The organism is Haloterrigena salina JCM 13891, from assembly GCF_000337495.1.
Classification (GTDB): domain Archaea; phylum Halobacteriota; class Halobacteria; order Halobacteriales; family Natrialbaceae; genus Haloterrigena; species Haloterrigena salina.
The window spans coordinates 92,406-106,776 of sequence record NZ_AOIS01000058.1 but is presented as its reverse complement, the minus strand read 5'-3'; the positions used below and the strand labels follow the sequence as shown (position 1 = coordinate 106,776).

The 14,371-nt window shown below is 69.0% G+C and carries 18 protein-coding genes; 12 read left to right on the top strand and 6 right to left on the bottom strand.

What is annotated here, in order from left to right; translation table 11 throughout:
- Nucleotides 1-85: 85 nt before the first annotated feature.
- Nucleotides 86-1,036: a Vms1/Ankzf1 family peptidyl-tRNA hydrolase gene (locus C477_RS18005; RefSeq protein ID WP_008895965.1), complete on the bottom strand. Its 951-nt coding sequence runs from the start codon at nucleotides 1,034-1,036 to the stop codon at nucleotides 86-88.
- A gap of 34 nt (nucleotides 1,037-1,070) precedes the next feature.
- A complete protein-coding gene (locus C477_RS18000; RefSeq protein ID WP_008895964.1) occupies nucleotides 1,071-1,460 on the bottom strand; it encodes a DUF5802 family protein in 390 nt (129 codons plus the stop codon).
- A 430-nt stretch (nucleotides 1,461-1,890) separates the two neighbouring features.
- Here C477_RS18000 and C477_RS17995 point away from each other — a divergent pair, with 430 nt between their 5' ends.
- A complete protein-coding gene (locus tag C477_RS17995) occupies nucleotides 1,891-2,739 on the top strand; it encodes a hypothetical protein (RefSeq protein ID WP_008895963.1) in 849 nt (282 codons plus the stop codon).
- 102 nt (nucleotides 2,740-2,841) lie between these two features.
- On the top strand, nucleotides 2,842-3,498 hold the full coding sequence (locus tag C477_RS17990) for a metalloregulator ArsR/SmtB family transcription factor (RefSeq protein ID WP_008895962.1): 657 nt from the start codon (nucleotides 2,842-2,844) through the stop codon (nucleotides 3,496-3,498).
- A 41-nt stretch (nucleotides 3,499-3,539) separates the two neighbouring features.
- Here the strand turns inward: C477_RS17990 and C477_RS17985 are convergent, their stop codons facing one another.
- On the bottom strand, nucleotides 3,540-4,178 hold the full coding sequence (locus C477_RS17985; protein WP_008895961.1) for a YybS family protein: 639 nt from the start codon (nucleotides 4,176-4,178) through the stop codon (nucleotides 3,540-3,542).
- 113 nt (nucleotides 4,179-4,291) lie between these two features.
- Between C477_RS17985 and C477_RS17980 the strand changes: the two genes are divergently transcribed.
- From C477_RS17980 to C477_RS17955, 6 genes are all read left to right on the top strand, one after another.
- A complete protein-coding gene (locus tag C477_RS17980; protein ID WP_008895960.1) occupies nucleotides 4,292-4,501 on the top strand; it encodes a hypothetical protein in 210 nt (69 codons plus the stop codon).
- A gap of 99 nt (nucleotides 4,502-4,600) precedes the next feature.
- Nucleotides 4,601-4,798 (top strand): hypothetical protein, encoded by a 198-nt coding sequence (locus C477_RS17975; protein ID WP_008895959.1) that lies wholly within the window; start codon nucleotides 4,601-4,603, stop codon nucleotides 4,796-4,798.
- A 389-nt stretch (nucleotides 4,799-5,187) separates the two neighbouring features.
- The gene (gatD, locus tag C477_RS17970; RefSeq protein WP_008895958.1) at nucleotides 5,188-6,462 is read left to right on the top strand and encodes a Glu-tRNA(Gln) amidotransferase subunit GatD; all 1,275 of its coding nucleotides are present in this window, start codon (nucleotides 5,188-5,190) and stop codon (nucleotides 6,460-6,462) included.
- An 81-nt stretch (nucleotides 6,463-6,543) separates the two neighbouring features.
- On the top strand, nucleotides 6,544-6,753 hold the full coding sequence (locus tag C477_RS17965; RefSeq protein ID WP_008895957.1) for a hypothetical protein: 210 nt from the start codon (nucleotides 6,544-6,546) through the stop codon (nucleotides 6,751-6,753).
- Nucleotides 6,754-6,884: 131 nt separating this feature from the next.
- Entirely contained in the window at nucleotides 6,885-7,871 is a 987-nt protein-coding gene (locus tag C477_RS17960) for a GNAT family N-acetyltransferase (RefSeq protein WP_008895956.1), read from the top strand.
- A 74-nt stretch (nucleotides 7,872-7,945) separates the two neighbouring features.
- Nucleotides 7,946-8,290, top strand: a complete 345-nt coding sequence (locus tag C477_RS17955; RefSeq protein ID WP_008895955.1) for a hypothetical protein — start codon at nucleotides 7,946-7,948, stop codon at nucleotides 8,288-8,290.
- Nucleotides 8,291-8,297: 7 nt separating this feature from the next.
- Here the strand turns inward: C477_RS17955 and C477_RS17950 are convergent, their stop codons facing one another.
- Genes C477_RS17950 through C477_RS17940 form a run of 3 tightly spaced genes read right to left on the bottom strand, consistent with a single transcriptional unit; the run spans nucleotide 8,298 to nucleotide 11,204 of the window.
- On the bottom strand, nucleotides 8,298-8,579 hold the full coding sequence (locus C477_RS17950; protein WP_008895954.1) for a ubiquitin-like small modifier protein 1: 282 nt from the start codon (nucleotides 8,577-8,579) through the stop codon (nucleotides 8,298-8,300).
- A gap of 31 nt (nucleotides 8,580-8,610) precedes the next feature.
- On the bottom strand, nucleotides 8,611-9,951 hold the full coding sequence (locus C477_RS17945) for a TrkA C-terminal domain-containing protein (protein ID WP_008895953.1): 1,341 nt from the start codon (nucleotides 9,949-9,951) through the stop codon (nucleotides 8,611-8,613).
- Nucleotides 9,948-11,204: a hypothetical protein gene (locus C477_RS17940; RefSeq protein ID WP_008895952.1), complete on the bottom strand. Its 1,257-nt coding sequence runs from the start codon at nucleotides 11,202-11,204 to the stop codon at nucleotides 9,948-9,950. The genes C477_RS17945 and C477_RS17940 overlap by 4 nt, the downstream gene beginning before the upstream one ends.
- A 207-nt stretch (nucleotides 11,205-11,411) precedes the next feature.
- Here C477_RS17940 and C477_RS17935 point away from each other — a divergent pair, with 207 nt between their 5' ends.
- The 4 genes from C477_RS17935 (at nucleotide 11,412) to C477_RS17920 (ending at nucleotide 14,365) form a co-directional block, all read left to right on the top strand.
- Nucleotides 11,412-12,599 carry an NAD-binding protein gene (locus tag C477_RS17935; RefSeq protein ID WP_008895951.1) on the top strand — a complete coding sequence of 396 codons (1,188 nt, stop codon included), beginning with the start codon at nucleotides 11,412-11,414 and terminating at the stop codon, nucleotides 12,597-12,599.
- A gap of 55 nt (nucleotides 12,600-12,654) precedes the next feature.
- Nucleotides 12,655-13,080 (top strand): DUF7347 domain-containing protein, encoded by a 426-nt coding sequence (locus C477_RS17930; RefSeq protein ID WP_008895950.1) that lies wholly within the window; start codon nucleotides 12,655-12,657, stop codon nucleotides 13,078-13,080.
- A gap of 119 nt (nucleotides 13,081-13,199) precedes the next feature.
- Nucleotides 13,200-14,048, top strand: coding sequence for an AzlC family ABC transporter permease (locus C477_RS17925; protein ID WP_008895949.1), 849 nt, complete (start codon nucleotides 13,200-13,202; stop codon nucleotides 14,046-14,048).
- Complete coding sequence (locus C477_RS17920; protein WP_008895948.1) at nucleotides 14,045-14,365, top strand: AzlD family protein; 321 nt, start codon at nucleotides 14,045-14,047, stop codon at nucleotides 14,363-14,365. Before C477_RS17925 ends, C477_RS17920 begins: the two co-directional genes overlap by 4 nt.
- Nucleotides 14,366-14,371: the final 6 nt, after the last annotated feature.

Genomic DNA, 14,371 nt, shown 5'->3' with positions numbered 1-14,371 from the left:
AAATGTCCGCAGTTCGGCTCGAGCGACGGCAGTTCGAACGTCGACGCGAAACCCGGCTCAAACGCAAAGCGGCGCCGATGACGCCTCAGAACGCCCGAAACTCGGCCGTCCAGAACGACCGGTGGGCGTCCTCGAGGGCCGATTTTGGATCGCCGGTCGCGTCGACGGCGGCGGTCCCGGCCGGCTCGAGGCTCGCGTCCTCGGCGAGCGTCTCGACGACGCCGCGCTGGCCGGCGAGGTACAACCGATCCCCGTCGTCGACGCGCTCGGACAGCGCTTCTCGGCAGCGCTCGAGGTGGTCGTCGATCTGATCGTCGCGGATGCGCTCGAAGCGGGCCTGCGAGAAGCCGCCCTTCGAGTGGTTCCCCTTGACGTCGCTCTCGAAGCCGCGGTAGTCGACGCGGTCGCCGTCCTCGTAGGTGCCGAGGGCGAAGAGGTCGGTCCGGACGAGCGCGAGCGCGTACCGGCCGGTCGGCAGGAACCACTCGCGCTCGAACCGAAAGCGGTCGTCCCAGGCGACCCGCGAGTCGTCCTCGAGGGCGCGGTCGGGCATCGCCGGCGGCTCGAGCGCGGCGGCGATCAGCCCGGCGTCGTCGAGACAGAGCACGCACGGGGCGGCCTCGTCGACGAGCGCGGCGCGGTCGCCGAGCGGCGTCTCGAGGTCGACGTCGAACTCCTCGGCGAGCGTCTCGCTACCCTCGTCCTCGCGGAGAACCGCCGTCAGCGCGCCCTCCGGGCCGGTGTGAAACGACGCCAGGCGGTCGACGACCGCTTCGAGTCGGCTCCCCCGAAGCCGTTCGCGACGGCGGACGGAGAGGCCGGCCTCGTCGCCTTCGAGTTGCTCGAGTTCCCCCTCGAGCTGGGCGATGCGGTCCTCGAGGCGGTTGACCCGCTCCTCGGCGTCCTGTCGGGCGGTGGCCGCCTCCGATCGGCGCTCGGATTCGGCCTCGTACCGGTTTCGCAGCCGCTCGTTTTTCTCCTCGAGTTCGTCGATGCGCTCCTTGAGCGAGGCGCGGCCGAGTAACGCGTCCAGCATCTGGTCCGAACGGAAGGGGGCAGCGCGGCTACTTTTAGGTTCCGGCAGCGGGGTAGTCGTCGCCTGAACCGGCGTCGGAGCCGGGCCAGCCGCCGGTCCACGAGAGCAATTGCTCGGCGCGCTCGCGGCGGGCGAGCAGGACCTCGCGCAGGGAGGGCGGGTTGCGCACGTCGGTGTCCTCGAGCATCGGTTCGGGCACGGCGAGCGTGTTCGTCGGCACGGCGTCGTCGCCGTGGACCGGGAAGTGCCCGGACTCGAGTTTCATCACGAGCGGCGCGTCGAGGCGCTCGAGCCCGTTTCCGGTCGCGTACACCTCCTCGTTGATCCGCTCGTGCTGGTCGCTGTGCATGAGGGCGCGGTCCCCGTCGATGGGGGTCACGTAGAGTCGTCCGAGATAGTAGCTTCGCGAGAAGACCTCGAACATGGTACTAATACACAAGGGCTGGCGGGATATAACTATTTTCGGATAGATTTAAGTCGTCGGACTTTCAGTGAAGAATACAAACTCAGGCCCGTTCGCAGGTGAACAGACGGTTCGCGGTAAGAGTTGTTTTCCATTGAATGCACAGCCATCAACTGTTGTTAGCGTCGGGAACCGCTTCGGTTACGGAACACAAAACGATCCTCGCGCGGCGAGATAACACGGCGCTCGTCTGACTCCCGCCGACGGGCAGTGGTTCGGGGCCGCCGGCCGGAATCAACAGTTCACGCAGTTCAAACGGTAGTTGAACTGTGCTAATAGCGTTTCTGTCGGGCGTAAACGTTCGAGCCGTTGCTCCGCCGGTCACGGACGGGATTGAACGGTTCGAACGAAGGTCTGTCTTTTTAGGACATTCGTTCGAACGGAGGCAGTGATGACCTCCCGGTCGGTTGCGCTCTTCGCACTGGTCGCCCTCCTCGGGCTCACGATCGCCCCGATCGCAAGCGGCGCCGTCATCACCACCTTCGCCGCCGACGAGAACGGGGCCGAATCGAACAGCACCGCCTCAGTTTCGACGCACATGCAATCCAGTGCGGCCGACACCGAGAACACGGTCGACGCCGAACTGTTCAGCAAGCAGTACGAGGCGGCCGGCAACGAGAGCCGCGAAGCGCTCGTCCTCGATCGGACGGACGACCTCGGCGAACGCCTCGAGACGCTCGAGGCCGAACGCGAGGAACTGCGCGAGCGCCAGGACGAACTCGACCGCGGCGCGTACCGGGCGCGGATGGCGAAGTTCACCGTCGAAATCCGCTCCCTCGAGCGCGAGATCGAACGGACCCGACAGCGGGCAAACGAGACCGGCGCCGACACCGATCGTCTCGACGAGCTCGGAACCGGCGCCGCGAATCTCAGCGACCAAGAAGTGGCGGAAACCGTCCGCCAACTCGGCGGCCCCGACAACGTCCCGGGACGGGGACCACCCGAGGATCGCCCCGGAAACGGGCAATCCGATGACCGACCCGGAAACGGCCCGCCAGCCGATCGCGACGCCGAGACGCCGGATAACGGGCAGGGCCAAGGTAACGAGCGGGCGCCGGACGGAACCGAGCGCGGTCCGTCCGACGAGGCCGACGGCTCGGATTCCGATCCCGGGCCGCCGGGCGAGAGCGGCACGCCGGCCGACCGGTCCGGAAACGCCGATACCGGCTCGGATACGGACGCCGATCCACCGAACGACGAAACGGGAAGCGACGCTGACACGGGGTCGGAGTCGGCGTAGCGACCGGGAACACGGGACACAGTTCCGCGCGGGGACGGATCCGTCTGACATCGTCGTACCGAGCAGACACGCTTTTCAGCGGCGACCCCCAATCATCGCTCGATGGACTCCGCCGCATTACTGGATTTGCTGGGGAACGAAAATCGGAGACGTATTCTCCGGTTGCTCGCCCGCAAACCCTGTTACGTCACGGAAATCTCTGATTACCTCGGCGTGAGTCCGAAGGCGGTCATCGAACACTTGCGCAAACTCGAGGAGGCGGGACTGATCGAGAGCCGAGTCGACGACCAGCGCCGGAAGTACTTTCATATCGCCCGCAACGTCCGCCTCGAGGTGAACGTCTCGCCGTACGGCTTCGCGAGCAAGAGCGCCTATCCCGCCAGCAGCAGCTTCGACTTGACGACCTGTCGCCACCTCTCGTTGGACGTCGCCTGGGAGGACGCCGACGAACTCGACGACCTCCTGCGGGCCCTCGAGGACTTAGAACAGCTCGAGAACGAGCTCTCGCTCGCCCAACGGTGGGTGCAGGGGCGACTCTGCGACGTCCTCGATCGGATCTCCGAGACCGTCGGCACCGGTCCCGAGAGCCGAATCTACGCCGATCTACTGGCGAGCATCCGAACGGAACCGAAATCCGTCGGGGAACTCAGCGAGGACGTCGACGCGCCCCGCGAGGTCGTCGCCGACCTCCTCGAGTCGATGGCCGACGAAGGGATCGTCCGCCGCACCGAACGCGGCTGGGAGCTGACGACGAGTTAGACGTCGGCCGAGAAATCGACGAGGGAGGCCGCCGAACGCAATTATTCGATATCCTGAGTGAGCCCGTTTCGCAGATCGCGTCCGAAGTAGTAGCCCAGCAGACAGCCGACCAGCCCGATCGTCACGCCGACGGCGAGGACGGCCTGCGTGGAGCCGGCGATCGCGAGGACGGCGTTGCTGAGCACGGCCGACACGCCGCCGACGGCGGTCCCGGCGGCGCCCATCTCGAGGTAGCGCCGTTTCGAGGTGAGCAGGCCGACGACGAAGGCGACGCCGAGCATGCCGAGCATTCGGCCGGCGAACGGGATCAGCATCCCGCCGCCGACCAGCCCGGCGCCGACGAGGAGCACCAGCGCGAGAAACGCCCGCGGCGAGAAGTAGTCGCCCGGCGAGCGCCCCGGTGTAAGCCGGTCACGCAATCGTCCGAGCCGCGAGTCCGACGACTCCGCGGGCGCGGCCGTCGACGGCGCGGGCTCGTCGGACGACTGCAGCGTGCCGGAGCCGAGCGGGTCGTCGATCGCCCCGACGTCTCCGCCAGCCTCCGGCCGATCCTCCGGCGTCGCCGCCGTTCCGGTCCCGGAATCGGTCTCGACGTCCGACCCCGAGAGCAGGCTCTCGGTCTCCTCTAAGAGGTCGTCGGTGTCCCGGCTCTCGGTGACCTCGTCCGAGCGGTCGCTCATGCGATCTCCTTGGGCAGCCGACAGCATGGGTCTTTCCCATCGGTACACGAGGCGGGTACCTCGAGGATGTCACCGGCCACAGGATATACCACCGCGGGCCGCCCATCGGGGGTATGAGCTGGCTCGCGCCCGCGACGTTCGGCCTCATCGCGGCCGGCGGCGGCGTCTTCTGTTACGTGCTCGTCGCGAACATCGAGCCCCAGCCGGAGTATCCCGAGCTGATGACCGACCTGGTCCGGCTGCTCGGATTTGGGATCGCGCTCTGTGGACTCGCGATCGGTGCCGTCTTCCTGCGGGCCGCTGCGAGCGCGTACGTCGCCTGAATCGGTCGATTAGCTTCGCTGCTCGGACCGCAACGGACGTTCTCGACCCTCGAGTCGCGGGGCCCTCCCTTTTCACGCTGGCCGCGGTACCACCCATGGATGAGCACCGAGCTGGTCGCGTTCGGCGTCAGTGCGCTCGCCCTAGGGATTGGGGTACTGATAGCCGGTCGACGACTCTATCCGCGACTCGACGTTCCCGCCGACGCCGAGTCGACGCTGCAGTTGCTGACCGCGATGATCGCGGGCGTACTGTTGCTGACCGGGCTGGGACTGGTTCTGGTCGGACTGTTCACCTGAGCCTCGAGGGTCGACGCCGGTTTCGCACGGCCATCTCAGATGGAACGCCGGTGCGCGGGGGATGGTGCTGTTGATAGCCGGCCGACGGCTCTATCGGTGGCGCGCGCTGTGTCATGGCGAGTGGAAACGAGCCACGACACGAAGATGCGCGAGGTCTTCGTGAGTTTACGAACGAATGGCTTGGAAGACGCATCGCGTCTTCCGGTGGATGAACGAGGGACCGGAGAGACTGAGTGAATCGGCTGGGGAGGGTGTGGCACTCCCCGTTGCCACGGTCGCAGCGAACGCGAGCGTCCGGTAGCGTCGTCGACCACAGCTTGCGGATCCACTGGCGACGGATCGATCACGGAAAGCGTGCCTTCAAGTCCGCCGCCGCGCAACGCCCACGCATGAATCCAGGCGATCGCGTTCGCGTCGACCGCGCGGATCGCACGTACGAAGGCGTGTTGCTCCCCTCGAGTACGGACGACCACCTCGTCGTGAAACTCGAGGGCGGCTACAACGTCGGCGTCGACCGGGCCGAGGCCGAGATCGAGACGCTCGAGGAGGACGTCTACGAGATCGACGGCACCGACGCGACGGGGCCGGAAGATGACGACGCCAGCGACGAGGGCGCCGACTCCGAGATCGAGTTCGACGACGACCTGCCGACGATCTCGCTGCTCTCGACGGGCGGAACGATCGCCTCGACGGTCGACTACCGCACGGGCGCGGTGACGGCGCAGTTCGACGCCGAGGACGTCCTGCGCGCGGTGCCCGATCTGGCGGGTCGCGCGAACTACCGCGGCCGCGTCGTCGCGAACATCCTCTCGGAGAACATGGAGCCGCCGCTGTGGCAGGACCTCGCCCGCGCCGTGTACGAGGAGATCGAGGCCGGCGCCGACGGCGTCGTCGTCATGCACGGCACCGACACGATGCAGTACTCCGCGTCGGCGCTCTCGTTCATGCTCGAGACGCCCGTGCCGATCGTCTTCACCGGCTCGCAGCGCTCGGCGGATCGACCGTCCTCCGATAACGTGATGAACGCCGTCTCGGCCGTCGAGGCCGCCAAGAGCGACTGCGCGGAAGTCATGGTCTGCATGCACGGCTCCGAATCGGATGACGTCTGCGCGCTCCACCGCGGGACGCGGGTCCGGAAGAACCACACCTCGCGCCGGGACGCCTTCGAGACGGTCGGTGCAGAGCCGCTGGGCGAAATCGACTACGACACCGAGGAGATCGAGTTCCGCCGCGACTACCAGCAGCGCGGCGAGGCCGATCTCGAGCTCCGCGAGGACCTCGCGGACGACGTCGAACTGCTCAAGTTCACGCCGGGGATGGATCCCGCGTTCCTCGACGTCGTCGAGGGCAGCGAGGGGCTGATCCTCGAGGGCACCGGACTCGGCCACGTCCACACCGATCTGATCCCCCGCATCGAGGAGCTCGTCGAGGACGGGACGACGGTCGTCATGACCAGCCAGTGCCTCGAGGGACGGGTCTGCGACCGGGTCTACGACACGGGTCGAGACCTGCTCGAGGCCGGCGTGATCGAGGCCGGCGACACGTTACCGGGGACGGCCAAGGTCAAGCTGATGTGGGCCCTCGAGAACAGCGACGACGTCGAAGAGGCGATGGGCACGTCGCTGGCCGGCGAGATCCAGGAGCGGTCAGTTCCCTGGGAGTGAGGCCACGACGCGCTCGACCGTTCGATAGCGCGCCGAGTAGTTCGACCGAGTACTTATCAGATAGCTGTCCGATTGAGTTGTATGGCCAACGAACGGACCGACGACCCCATGCTCGATAGCTTCCAGCAGTGGCAGCTCGGCCTCGCCCTGCTTTTCGCCCTCTCGCTGGCGGGGACGGTCGGCGCAATGACGTTACAGATGCTCGAGGTTCCGTTCGGCGGCGGGATCGGGACGGTCGGCGGCGCGCTGCTCGCGTTCCTCGCGATTTCGTACTGGTACTACGGGCGGTAGTGCCGGACTCGTCTTTCGGAAGCGACTCTCTACGCAGACTCGAGTCCGAGTCCGGACGCCACCGCGGGGGCGACCGCGTCTGCGAAACGCTTTCCCCCGCCACCGCGTGAGATAGCCCTGTTCGATCGACGATGGTACTCGACTCAGTCTCCGATTTCGGCCTCGAGATCCGACGGGCGACCCACGACGATTACGCGGCCGTGGCCGACTTCACGAGTGATATCTGGCCGGATCGCGGCGGCGACTACATCCCGCGGGTCTACCACGAGTGGCTCGAGGACGAACCCGGACAGGAAAAGAAGACGTTTCTCGCGGAGGTCGACGGCGAACCGGCGGGCATCGTGCAGGGTGTCATGCTCACCGACGACGAAGCCTGGTTCCAGAGCCTGCGCGTCGCGGCTGACTATCGGCGACGAGGCGTCAGTCGGCGACTCAACGAGGCGACCTTCGAGTGGGCCCGCGAGCAGGGTGCGACGGTCGGCCGGGTGATGATCTTCTCGTGGAACGCCGCCTCCTTCGGCGCCGCGCGGACCAGCGGCTTCGAGCCGCTCACCGAGTTCCGCTTCGCGCATCCGGACCCCGATCCCGACGCCGCCGCGGGCCTCGAGGCCGACGTCGACGACGCCTACCGCGTCTCGAGCGATCCCACCGCGGCGTGGCGCTACTGGACCCACAGCGACGCGCGCGAGCACCTCGACGGCCTCACGATGGCCCCCGAGGAGTCGTGGGCCGTCCGAGAACTGACGCGCGCTGACCTCACAGCCGACGAGACAGCCGTCTTCGCAGTGACGGGGCCCAACGGGCTGGCCGGAATGGCGTATCGATCGCGGACGTACGAGCGCGAGGGCGACGGCGACTCGAGCGACGACGAGACCGGAACGGAATCCGAGACGGAAACCGAGACGTGGGCCGAATACGGCGTCGGCGCGTGGGAGAGCGTCGACGCCGCCCGCGCGCTGTTCGCGGCGATCGCCCGCGACGCCGCCGATCTCGGGGCCGACGAAACGCGCGTGCTGATCCCCGAGACGCCCCGTCACGTCACCGACGCGCCCTACGCCGGTGTCGGTATCTCCGAGGAGCCGGACTTCGTGCTCGGGATCGACCTGACGGGCGAGTGACGGCGCGTTTTCCGGATCAGAACATCCTCCCGAGCGTTCATATTCGTATCCGAGAATAGTCAGGTGAAGAACTCATGTACAATCCCTCGTACGAATCCGGAGAGGTCGTCGACGACGGCGACCTCGCGTTCACTGACGACGGTCTCGAGACGCCCGAGCGATACGTCGGCTTCGAAGGCATCCTCGTCGTCGTCGCTCCGGACGTCCGCCGCCACGTAAGGCCCGTAGACGCGGTCACCGAAGACACGTCGCTGCTCGAGTGCTATCCGGCCGCCGCGGAGTGGTTCCAGGAACCCTACTGCGACGACGATACCGTGCTGATTCACCCGAAAGGTGCGACCGTCGCCTACCGGTATCGCGTCGTCGACGAGCGCCGGGACCCCGTCGAGCGGGATCGCAGAACACCGAGCACCGCGTGACGGTCCGTTAGCCGCCGCTGACCGGCGGGAACAGCGCCAGTTCGTCTCCCTCTTCGAGAACCGTCTCTAGGCCCTCCTCCTCGACTAAGACGTTCGTCCCGTTGCGGAGCACGTTGATCTGCGAGCGCAGGTCGCCGTCCTCGAGGACCCGCGCCTCGAGGTCGGGCCGGCCGGCGACGAGTTGCTCGAGGGCGTCCCCGACGGTGTCGCCGGCGTCGGCGTCGACGGTGACGTGTTTGTCGCCCGCGCGTTCGGCGAGGTCGGCGAAGAGCTTCCACTCGGTGGCCATACGTGGCGGTATCGGTGCCGACGGCAAGTAGCTACCGCTCCCGGGTGCGTTCGGGCGAGGCGTCGTCGACCGACTCCGCATCGTCGTCCGCGGTCGGATCGGTCTCCGGATCCGAGTCTGCGTCCGGATCCACCTCGGAACCCGCACTCGCACCCGCAGCCGCGGCCACGTTCGAATCCGACTCGAGATCGGCCGTCAGCGGCCGCTCGAGGTCGCTGATCCGCCGCAGGGCGTCCGGGCGGCCGAGCACGTAGGCGACGTCGCCGGCCTCGAGTCGCGTCTCGCCCGACGGCAGCGCGAGCGGGTCGGCGCCGGCCGCGCCGCGGTCGACCGCGAGGACGAACACCGGCAGCGAGCCGACGGCCGCGCTCTCGAGCGGATCGCCCGCGTCGACGGGGAGGGTGGTCACGGTTTCGTCGGCCGCCCGGAGCAGCGAGACGAGGTCCCGCTCGGCGCCGGGGTCGCGGGGGAGCGTGACGAGTCGGTACTCCTCGTCGGTCGAGAGCGTCCCCGCGTCGTCGGCGTCGACGGCGACGGTGGCCACGTCGTCGGCGACCCCGCGGAGTTCCCCGCTCGCGGCCCGCCGGAGCGAGTCGTCGTCGCAGCGCCAGATTCGGACGGCGTCGCCGGGGCTGGCGTCGGGCGCCGGATCGCCCCGGATCGCGACGGCGACGGTGCCCGGCGCGAGCGTCGATCCGATGCCCGCCGGCCGGCTCCCGAGGGCCAGGTAGTCGATCGTCCGATCGGCCCCGAACTCGACGTCGACGTGGCCGATCCCGTAGTCGCGCTCGAGGCGGGCGATCAGTCGCTCGCGGAGGTCGTCGGTCGACAGCCGGCGCGGGAACAGCAGCGTGTGGCCGGCCAGTTCGGTCTTGGTCGACTCCTCGACGGGGTCGTAGCCGTCGACGTCCGCGATCTCCTCGGGGAGTTCGACGGCTACGACGCGGCCGGCCGATCGGACCAGCTGTCCGACCTCGGTGATCGTCCGCGGCGTCGCGACGGCGAAGACGTCCGTCGCGAGGTGATCGCCCAGTCGCCGGCCGCCGTCGGCGGCGATCGCGCTCGCGACGAACGCGGCGACGGTGAATGCGACCGTACTCAGCTCGAGTAGTTCCGCGTCGCCGCTGATCACCTGCTGGAGTGCCGATTGGGCGTTGAGCCAGATCGCGACCATCGACACGCCGAGTAAGATCGCGACCCCTTCGGGGATCCCGTCGGCGCTGTACCAGCGGAAGACGAAGGCGATACCGGCGGCGGTCCCGCCCGCCAGCAACGCGAAGCCGACGATTCCGACGAACGCGTCGAACAGCGCCTCCGTGGAAGCCGCCTGCGCGAGGATCGGCTCGAGTCCGAGGGCGGCCGGCAGCGTCATCTGGCGATCGCCTCCACGAACTCGTCGGTCGCGGTCTCCGGCCCCGCGACGAACACCTCGTCGCCGGGCTCGAGCGACCGCTCGATGCCGGGGGCGAACACCCAGCCGCTGCGACGGCCGCCGGTCTCGCTGCCCTGTCGGCGGGCGGCCAGCACCGTCACGTTCGCCGCGTTGCGGGCGTCGGCGTCCGCGCTCGAGCCGACGGTGAGCCGCCGGATCGCGTGCCCGGCCCGCCTGACCAGCGAGAAGGCCTCGAACTCCCGGCTGGTCCCCCTGGATCGGACGACCAACTTCGGCGTCTCGGTCTCGAGCAGCGCCTTCACGTCTCGGCGGGCGACGGCGACGGTGACGCGGCCGATTCCGCCGGCGCTGGCCGCGCTCGGTTTGGGAGCGGGGACGGCGTCGGCCGCCGGATCGCCGCCGTCGGGGACCGGCGTCTCGTCGTCGGCGGGCGGCTCGTCGGCCGCGGCCGCGTGTTCGCCGTCGATCTCCGTCCGGGCGCCAAGCACCGTCCCGGAGACCGTTCGCTCGCCGGCGCGGATCGACACCTCGTCGCCTCTCGCGAGGCCGGTCGGGACCAGCGTCGCGATCGAGACGGCGCGGCGGCCGTCGGGAATCCGCTTCGAGAGGCCGCCCGAGGGCGGGGCCGCGGTGATCGTCGCGCGGGCCCGTTCGTCGATCGTCACGGTGACGTCGGCCAGATCGTGGTCGGTCCGCAGGCGCTCCTCGAGGCGGGACTCGAGTTCCGACAGCGGCAGGTCCGCGGGGAGCCGCCACGAGCCGGTCTTCAGCGACCGGCGGAGGTCGGGCGACAGCGGCGGGTAGCCCTCCATGTCGTGAATCTCGCCGGTCGGACGGACCGTGACCCGACCCACGGTGCCGACGAGTTCGACGACGTCGGTCGACAGCGTCCGCTGGCGGATCGAGGTGAGCGAGAGCCGCCGGGGGAGTTCGGCGCCGAGCTTGTCGCCCTGGTTGTGGGCGTAGAGCGCGAGCATGAGAACGACGAGGACGGCGACCAGCAGCCGCGGCGACTGGGCGATGGTGGGCTCGATGAGGCCGAGCAGGCCGCCCTGCACGCTGGCGATCGACAGCGCGAGGACGACAACACCGAAGCCGGGCAGCGTCACGCCGGTGAAGTAGCGGACGAGAAAGCCGAGCGAACCGGCGACGAACGCGGGGACGATGCCCGTCAGGAGACCGAGGTAGATGCCGAGCAGGATTTCGACCGGGAGACTTCCGCCGGGCGTCATTGGTGGCCGCAGGGCCGGGAGCGACAAAGGAGTACCGACACGCCGAGGTTGCTCCGGATCTCCGAGTGCGATTATTCGCGTCCGCGCCCTCGAGTAGCGGGATCGATCAACCGCGGCGCGAACGGACGGCTCTCAGGTGTCAGTCGTCCGAGTTCAACGATTCCTCGAGACGGTGGCGTTAACTACTGCGGTCGCACATCGAGGCGTATGGCCGACGGCCGGTCGCTTCGATCGCGGCTGCCCGACAACTGGCATCGGGTCCTCTCGATGCGGGCAGCCGTCGCGCTGGCGCTGCTCGTCGCCGGGCTCTCGGTCGCGACGGCGATCGTCAACATCGGGTTCGACTTCGTCGGCGGGCCGCTCGCGGAGTACGTCCCCGAGCCCGTTCAGGATACCGCCGGCTTCACCGGCGCGCTCACCGGCTTTCTGATGGTCGGCAGCGCGCTCGCACTTCGGCGGGGGCTGCGGGCGGGTTGGTGGGCGACGCTGCTGTTGCTCCCGCTGACCGCCGCCCAGGGACTGCTCCAGTCGAGCCGGTACTCGCTGCCGCTGGTCGCCGTGTCGCTGCTGACGATTCCCGTACTGCTGTTCAGCCGCCGGCGGTTCGACAAGTCCCTCTCGCTGAGCACGACCCAGATCGCCGCCGGCTTCGCGCTGCTGGGGGTCCAGTTCTACGGCACCATCGGCGCCTACGCGCTCCGCGAGGACTTCGAGGGGATCACGAACATCCTCGACGCGTTCTACTTCACGCTGATCACCTCGAGCACGGTCGGCTACGGCGACATCACGCCGGACCAGACGTCGACGGAGGCGATGCTGTTCACCATGTCCGTGCTCGTGCTCGGCGTGGCCAGTTTCGGTATCGCCATCGGGGCGCTCGTCGGCCCGGCGATCCAATCGCGCATCACGAAGACACTCGGAAAGATGACCGACTCACAACTCGAGCTGCTCGAGGACCACGTCCTCGTGCTCGGCTACGGCGAGCTGACGGAACCGATCGTCGACGAACTCGCGGCCAACAACCGGGAGTTCGTCGTCGTGACCGGCGACCGCGGAGCCGCTGAGACGCTGACCGATCGCGGCCTGTCGGTGATACGGGGCAACCCCAGCGACGAGGGGCCGCTCCAGCGGGCGAAGATCGACCGCGCGAGCGCGGTCCTCGTCGCCACGAACCACGACGCCGAAGACGCGCTGGCGATCCTCACCGCGCGCCAACTCGCGCCCGAGGCCCGCATCGTCTCGGCCGCGACCGATCGCGAGAACACGCGAAAGCTCGAGCACGCCGGCGCAGACGCGGTGATCAGCCCGTCGGTGCTCGGCGGACACCTGCTGGTCCAGTCGGCGCTCGGCGAGGACGAGAGTCCGCTGATCGAGCACATCATGGGCAGCGACTGACCTCGAGACTCGAGCGTCGGAATCATTTTGGATCGCCGACGCGAAGTCGCCAGCGATGGCGATTCCGACGTGGACGTGGGCCGAACGCGCGCGGGAGGGATCGCTGGCTGTCGTCGGCGCCGACGAGCAGACGGACGACCGCGAGACCGCGGCGGATCTGTCGCGGACCGCCGACGAGTTCGAACTGCTCGCGAACTCGATCCGACTCGAGATCCTGCTGGCGCTGGCCGACCGGGAGACGCCGCTGCGCTACACCGACCTCCGGGCGGCGACGTCGATCGACGACAACGGCAAGCTCAATTATCACCTCCGGCGACTCGAGCCGTACGTCTCCGGCGGCGACGGTAACGACGACGAGAACGGTAGTGGCGGTAACGACGACGGTGCCGACGGCGATGGCGGTTCCGGCGGCGATGGCGGTTCCGGCTACGAACTGACGCCTTGCGGTCGGCGGTTGCTGGACCGACTGTCGCTCTCGTGACGGCAGCCGAGCCCGTCGGCACCCGCTAACCGCGCCGTCGTCTCGTCGTATCATCGCGCGTAGAGAACTCGCGTTCTCCGAGATTTTAGGGGTATAGAGCCCGCGCTGTCGAGTTGACGATGACGGAAACGGACTCGAGCGGCGACCGCGGCCGGAGCGCCACGACCGCGGGCGGAGACGAGAGCGAGGCCGACGGACGACCGACCGCGGACGCGACGTCGACGCGCCGGGTAGCCTTCTCGCGATCGGGCGCGCGGCGGGGGTTTCGGGACTGTCTCCCGGTCGCGGTCGGCGTGGCGGGCTACGGCGTCGCCTTCGGCGTGCTCGCGTCGCAGGCGGGGTTGAGCGCCGCGGAGGCGACGCTGATGAGCGCGACGGTGCTGGCCGGGGCCGCGCAGTTGCTCGCGGTCGACCTCTGGGCGGCGTCGGCCTCGGTCGCGACGATCGTCCTCGCGACGGCGGCGGTCAACCTCCGCTACCTGCTCCTGGGTGCGACGCTCCGCCCGTGGTTCGCCGACCGATCCGCGCTCGAGACCTACGGGAGCGCCTTCTTCACCGCCGACGAGAACTGGGCGCTGACGATGCGCGCGTTCGCCGACGCCGGCGCTACCGACGGCGCGGACGGAAGCGAACCGACCGACGCCGCGTACCTCCTCGGAAGCGGCCTCGCGATCTGGCTCCTCTGGGTCGCCGCGACGGTCGTCGGGACGCTCGCGAGCGACGGCGTCGCCGATCCGGCACGGTACGGCCTCGACGCCGCGTTCCTCGCCGTCTTCGTCGCGATCGCCGTCGATCTCTGGGACGGGCGGACCGACCTGCTGCCGTGGACGGCCGCCTTCGTCGCTGCGCTGACGACCGCCGTCGCCGTGCCCGGGCGCTGGTATCTGCTCGCCGGCGCGCTGGCGGGCGGTCTGATCGGCGTCCGCCGCGCCGACGTCGGGGTCGACTCGCGCGAGGTGGGCGGATGAGTTCGAGCCCCGCGACAGCGCTCGAGCCGACGACCGTCGGCGTCGTCCTCGCGATGGCCGTCGTCACCTACGCGACGAAGGCCGGCGGACTGTGGCTGGTTGGACGGCTCGAACTCACCGAACGGGCCGAAACCGCCCTCGAGGTGCTCCCCGGCGTGATCGTCGTTTCGATCGTCGCCGGCGAACTGGTCGAGGGCGGTCCGGAAGAGTGGCTCGGAGCGGCCGTGGTCGCGCTCGTCGCCCGGAAGACGGAGCGGCTCCCGCTGGCGCTGGTCGCCGGCATCGGGACGGTCGTGCTGCTCCGCGGGAGCGTCTGAGCCGGT

What these genes read in the sequence shown, in the direction of transcription:
- C477_RS17930 (WP_008895950.1), top strand. Translation starts at nt 12,655, where the DNA reads ATGGCGATTCCGACGTGGACGTGGGCCGAACGCGCGCGGGAGGGATCG.
- C477_RS17960 (WP_008895956.1), top strand. Translation starts at nt 6,885, where the DNA reads ATGGTACTCGACTCAGTCTCCGATTTCGGCCTCGAGATCCGACGGGCG.
- C477_RS17950 (WP_008895954.1), bottom strand. Translation starts at nt 8,579, where the DNA reads ATGGCCACCGAGTGGAAGCTCTTCGCCGACCTCGCCGAACGCGCGGGC.
- C477_RS17935 (WP_008895951.1), top strand. Translation starts at nt 11,412, where the DNA reads ATGGCCGACGGCCGGTCGCTTCGATCGCGGCTGCCCGACAACTGGCAT.
- C477_RS17975 (WP_008895959.1), top strand. Translation starts at nt 4,601, where the DNA reads ATGAGCACCGAGCTGGTCGCGTTCGGCGTCAGTGCGCTCGCCCTAGGG.
- gatD (WP_008895958.1), top strand. Translation starts at nt 5,188, where the DNA reads ATGAATCCAGGCGATCGCGTTCGCGTCGACCGCGCGGATCGCACGTAC.
- C477_RS17965 (WP_008895957.1), top strand. Translation starts at nt 6,544, where the DNA reads ATGGCCAACGAACGGACCGACGACCCCATGCTCGATAGCTTCCAGCAG.
- C477_RS17940 (WP_008895952.1), bottom strand. Translation starts at nt 11,204, where the DNA reads ATGACGCCCGGCGGAAGTCTCCCGGTCGAAATCCTGCTCGGCATCTAC.
- C477_RS18005 (WP_008895965.1), bottom strand. Translation starts at nt 1,036, where the DNA reads ATGCTGGACGCGTTACTCGGCCGCGCCTCGCTCAAGGAGCGCATCGAC.
- C477_RS17995 (WP_008895963.1), top strand. Translation starts at nt 1,891, where the DNA reads ATGACCTCCCGGTCGGTTGCGCTCTTCGCACTGGTCGCCCTCCTCGGG.
- C477_RS17985 (WP_008895961.1), bottom strand. Translation starts at nt 4,178, where the DNA reads ATGAGCGACCGCTCGGACGAGGTCACCGAGAGCCGGGACACCGACGAC.
- C477_RS17955 (WP_008895955.1), top strand. Translation starts at nt 7,946, where the DNA reads ATGTACAATCCCTCGTACGAATCCGGAGAGGTCGTCGACGACGGCGAC.
- C477_RS18000 (WP_008895964.1), bottom strand. Translation starts at nt 1,460, where the DNA reads ATGTTCGAGGTCTTCTCGCGAAGCTACTATCTCGGACGACTCTACGTG.
- C477_RS17945 (WP_008895953.1), bottom strand. Translation starts at nt 9,951, where the DNA reads ATGACGCTGCCGGCCGCCCTCGGACTCGAGCCGATCCTCGCGCAGGCG.
- C477_RS17980 (WP_008895960.1), top strand. Translation starts at nt 4,292, where the DNA reads ATGAGCTGGCTCGCGCCCGCGACGTTCGGCCTCATCGCGGCCGGCGGC.
- C477_RS17990 (WP_008895962.1), top strand. Translation starts at nt 2,842, where the DNA reads ATGGACTCCGCCGCATTACTGGATTTGCTGGGGAACGAAAATCGGAGA.
- C477_RS17920 (WP_008895948.1), top strand. Translation starts at nt 14,045, where the DNA reads ATGAGTTCGAGCCCCGCGACAGCGCTCGAGCCGACGACCGTCGGCGTC.
- C477_RS17925 (WP_008895949.1), top strand. Translation starts at nt 13,200, where the DNA reads ATGACGGAAACGGACTCGAGCGGCGACCGCGGCCGGAGCGCCACGACC.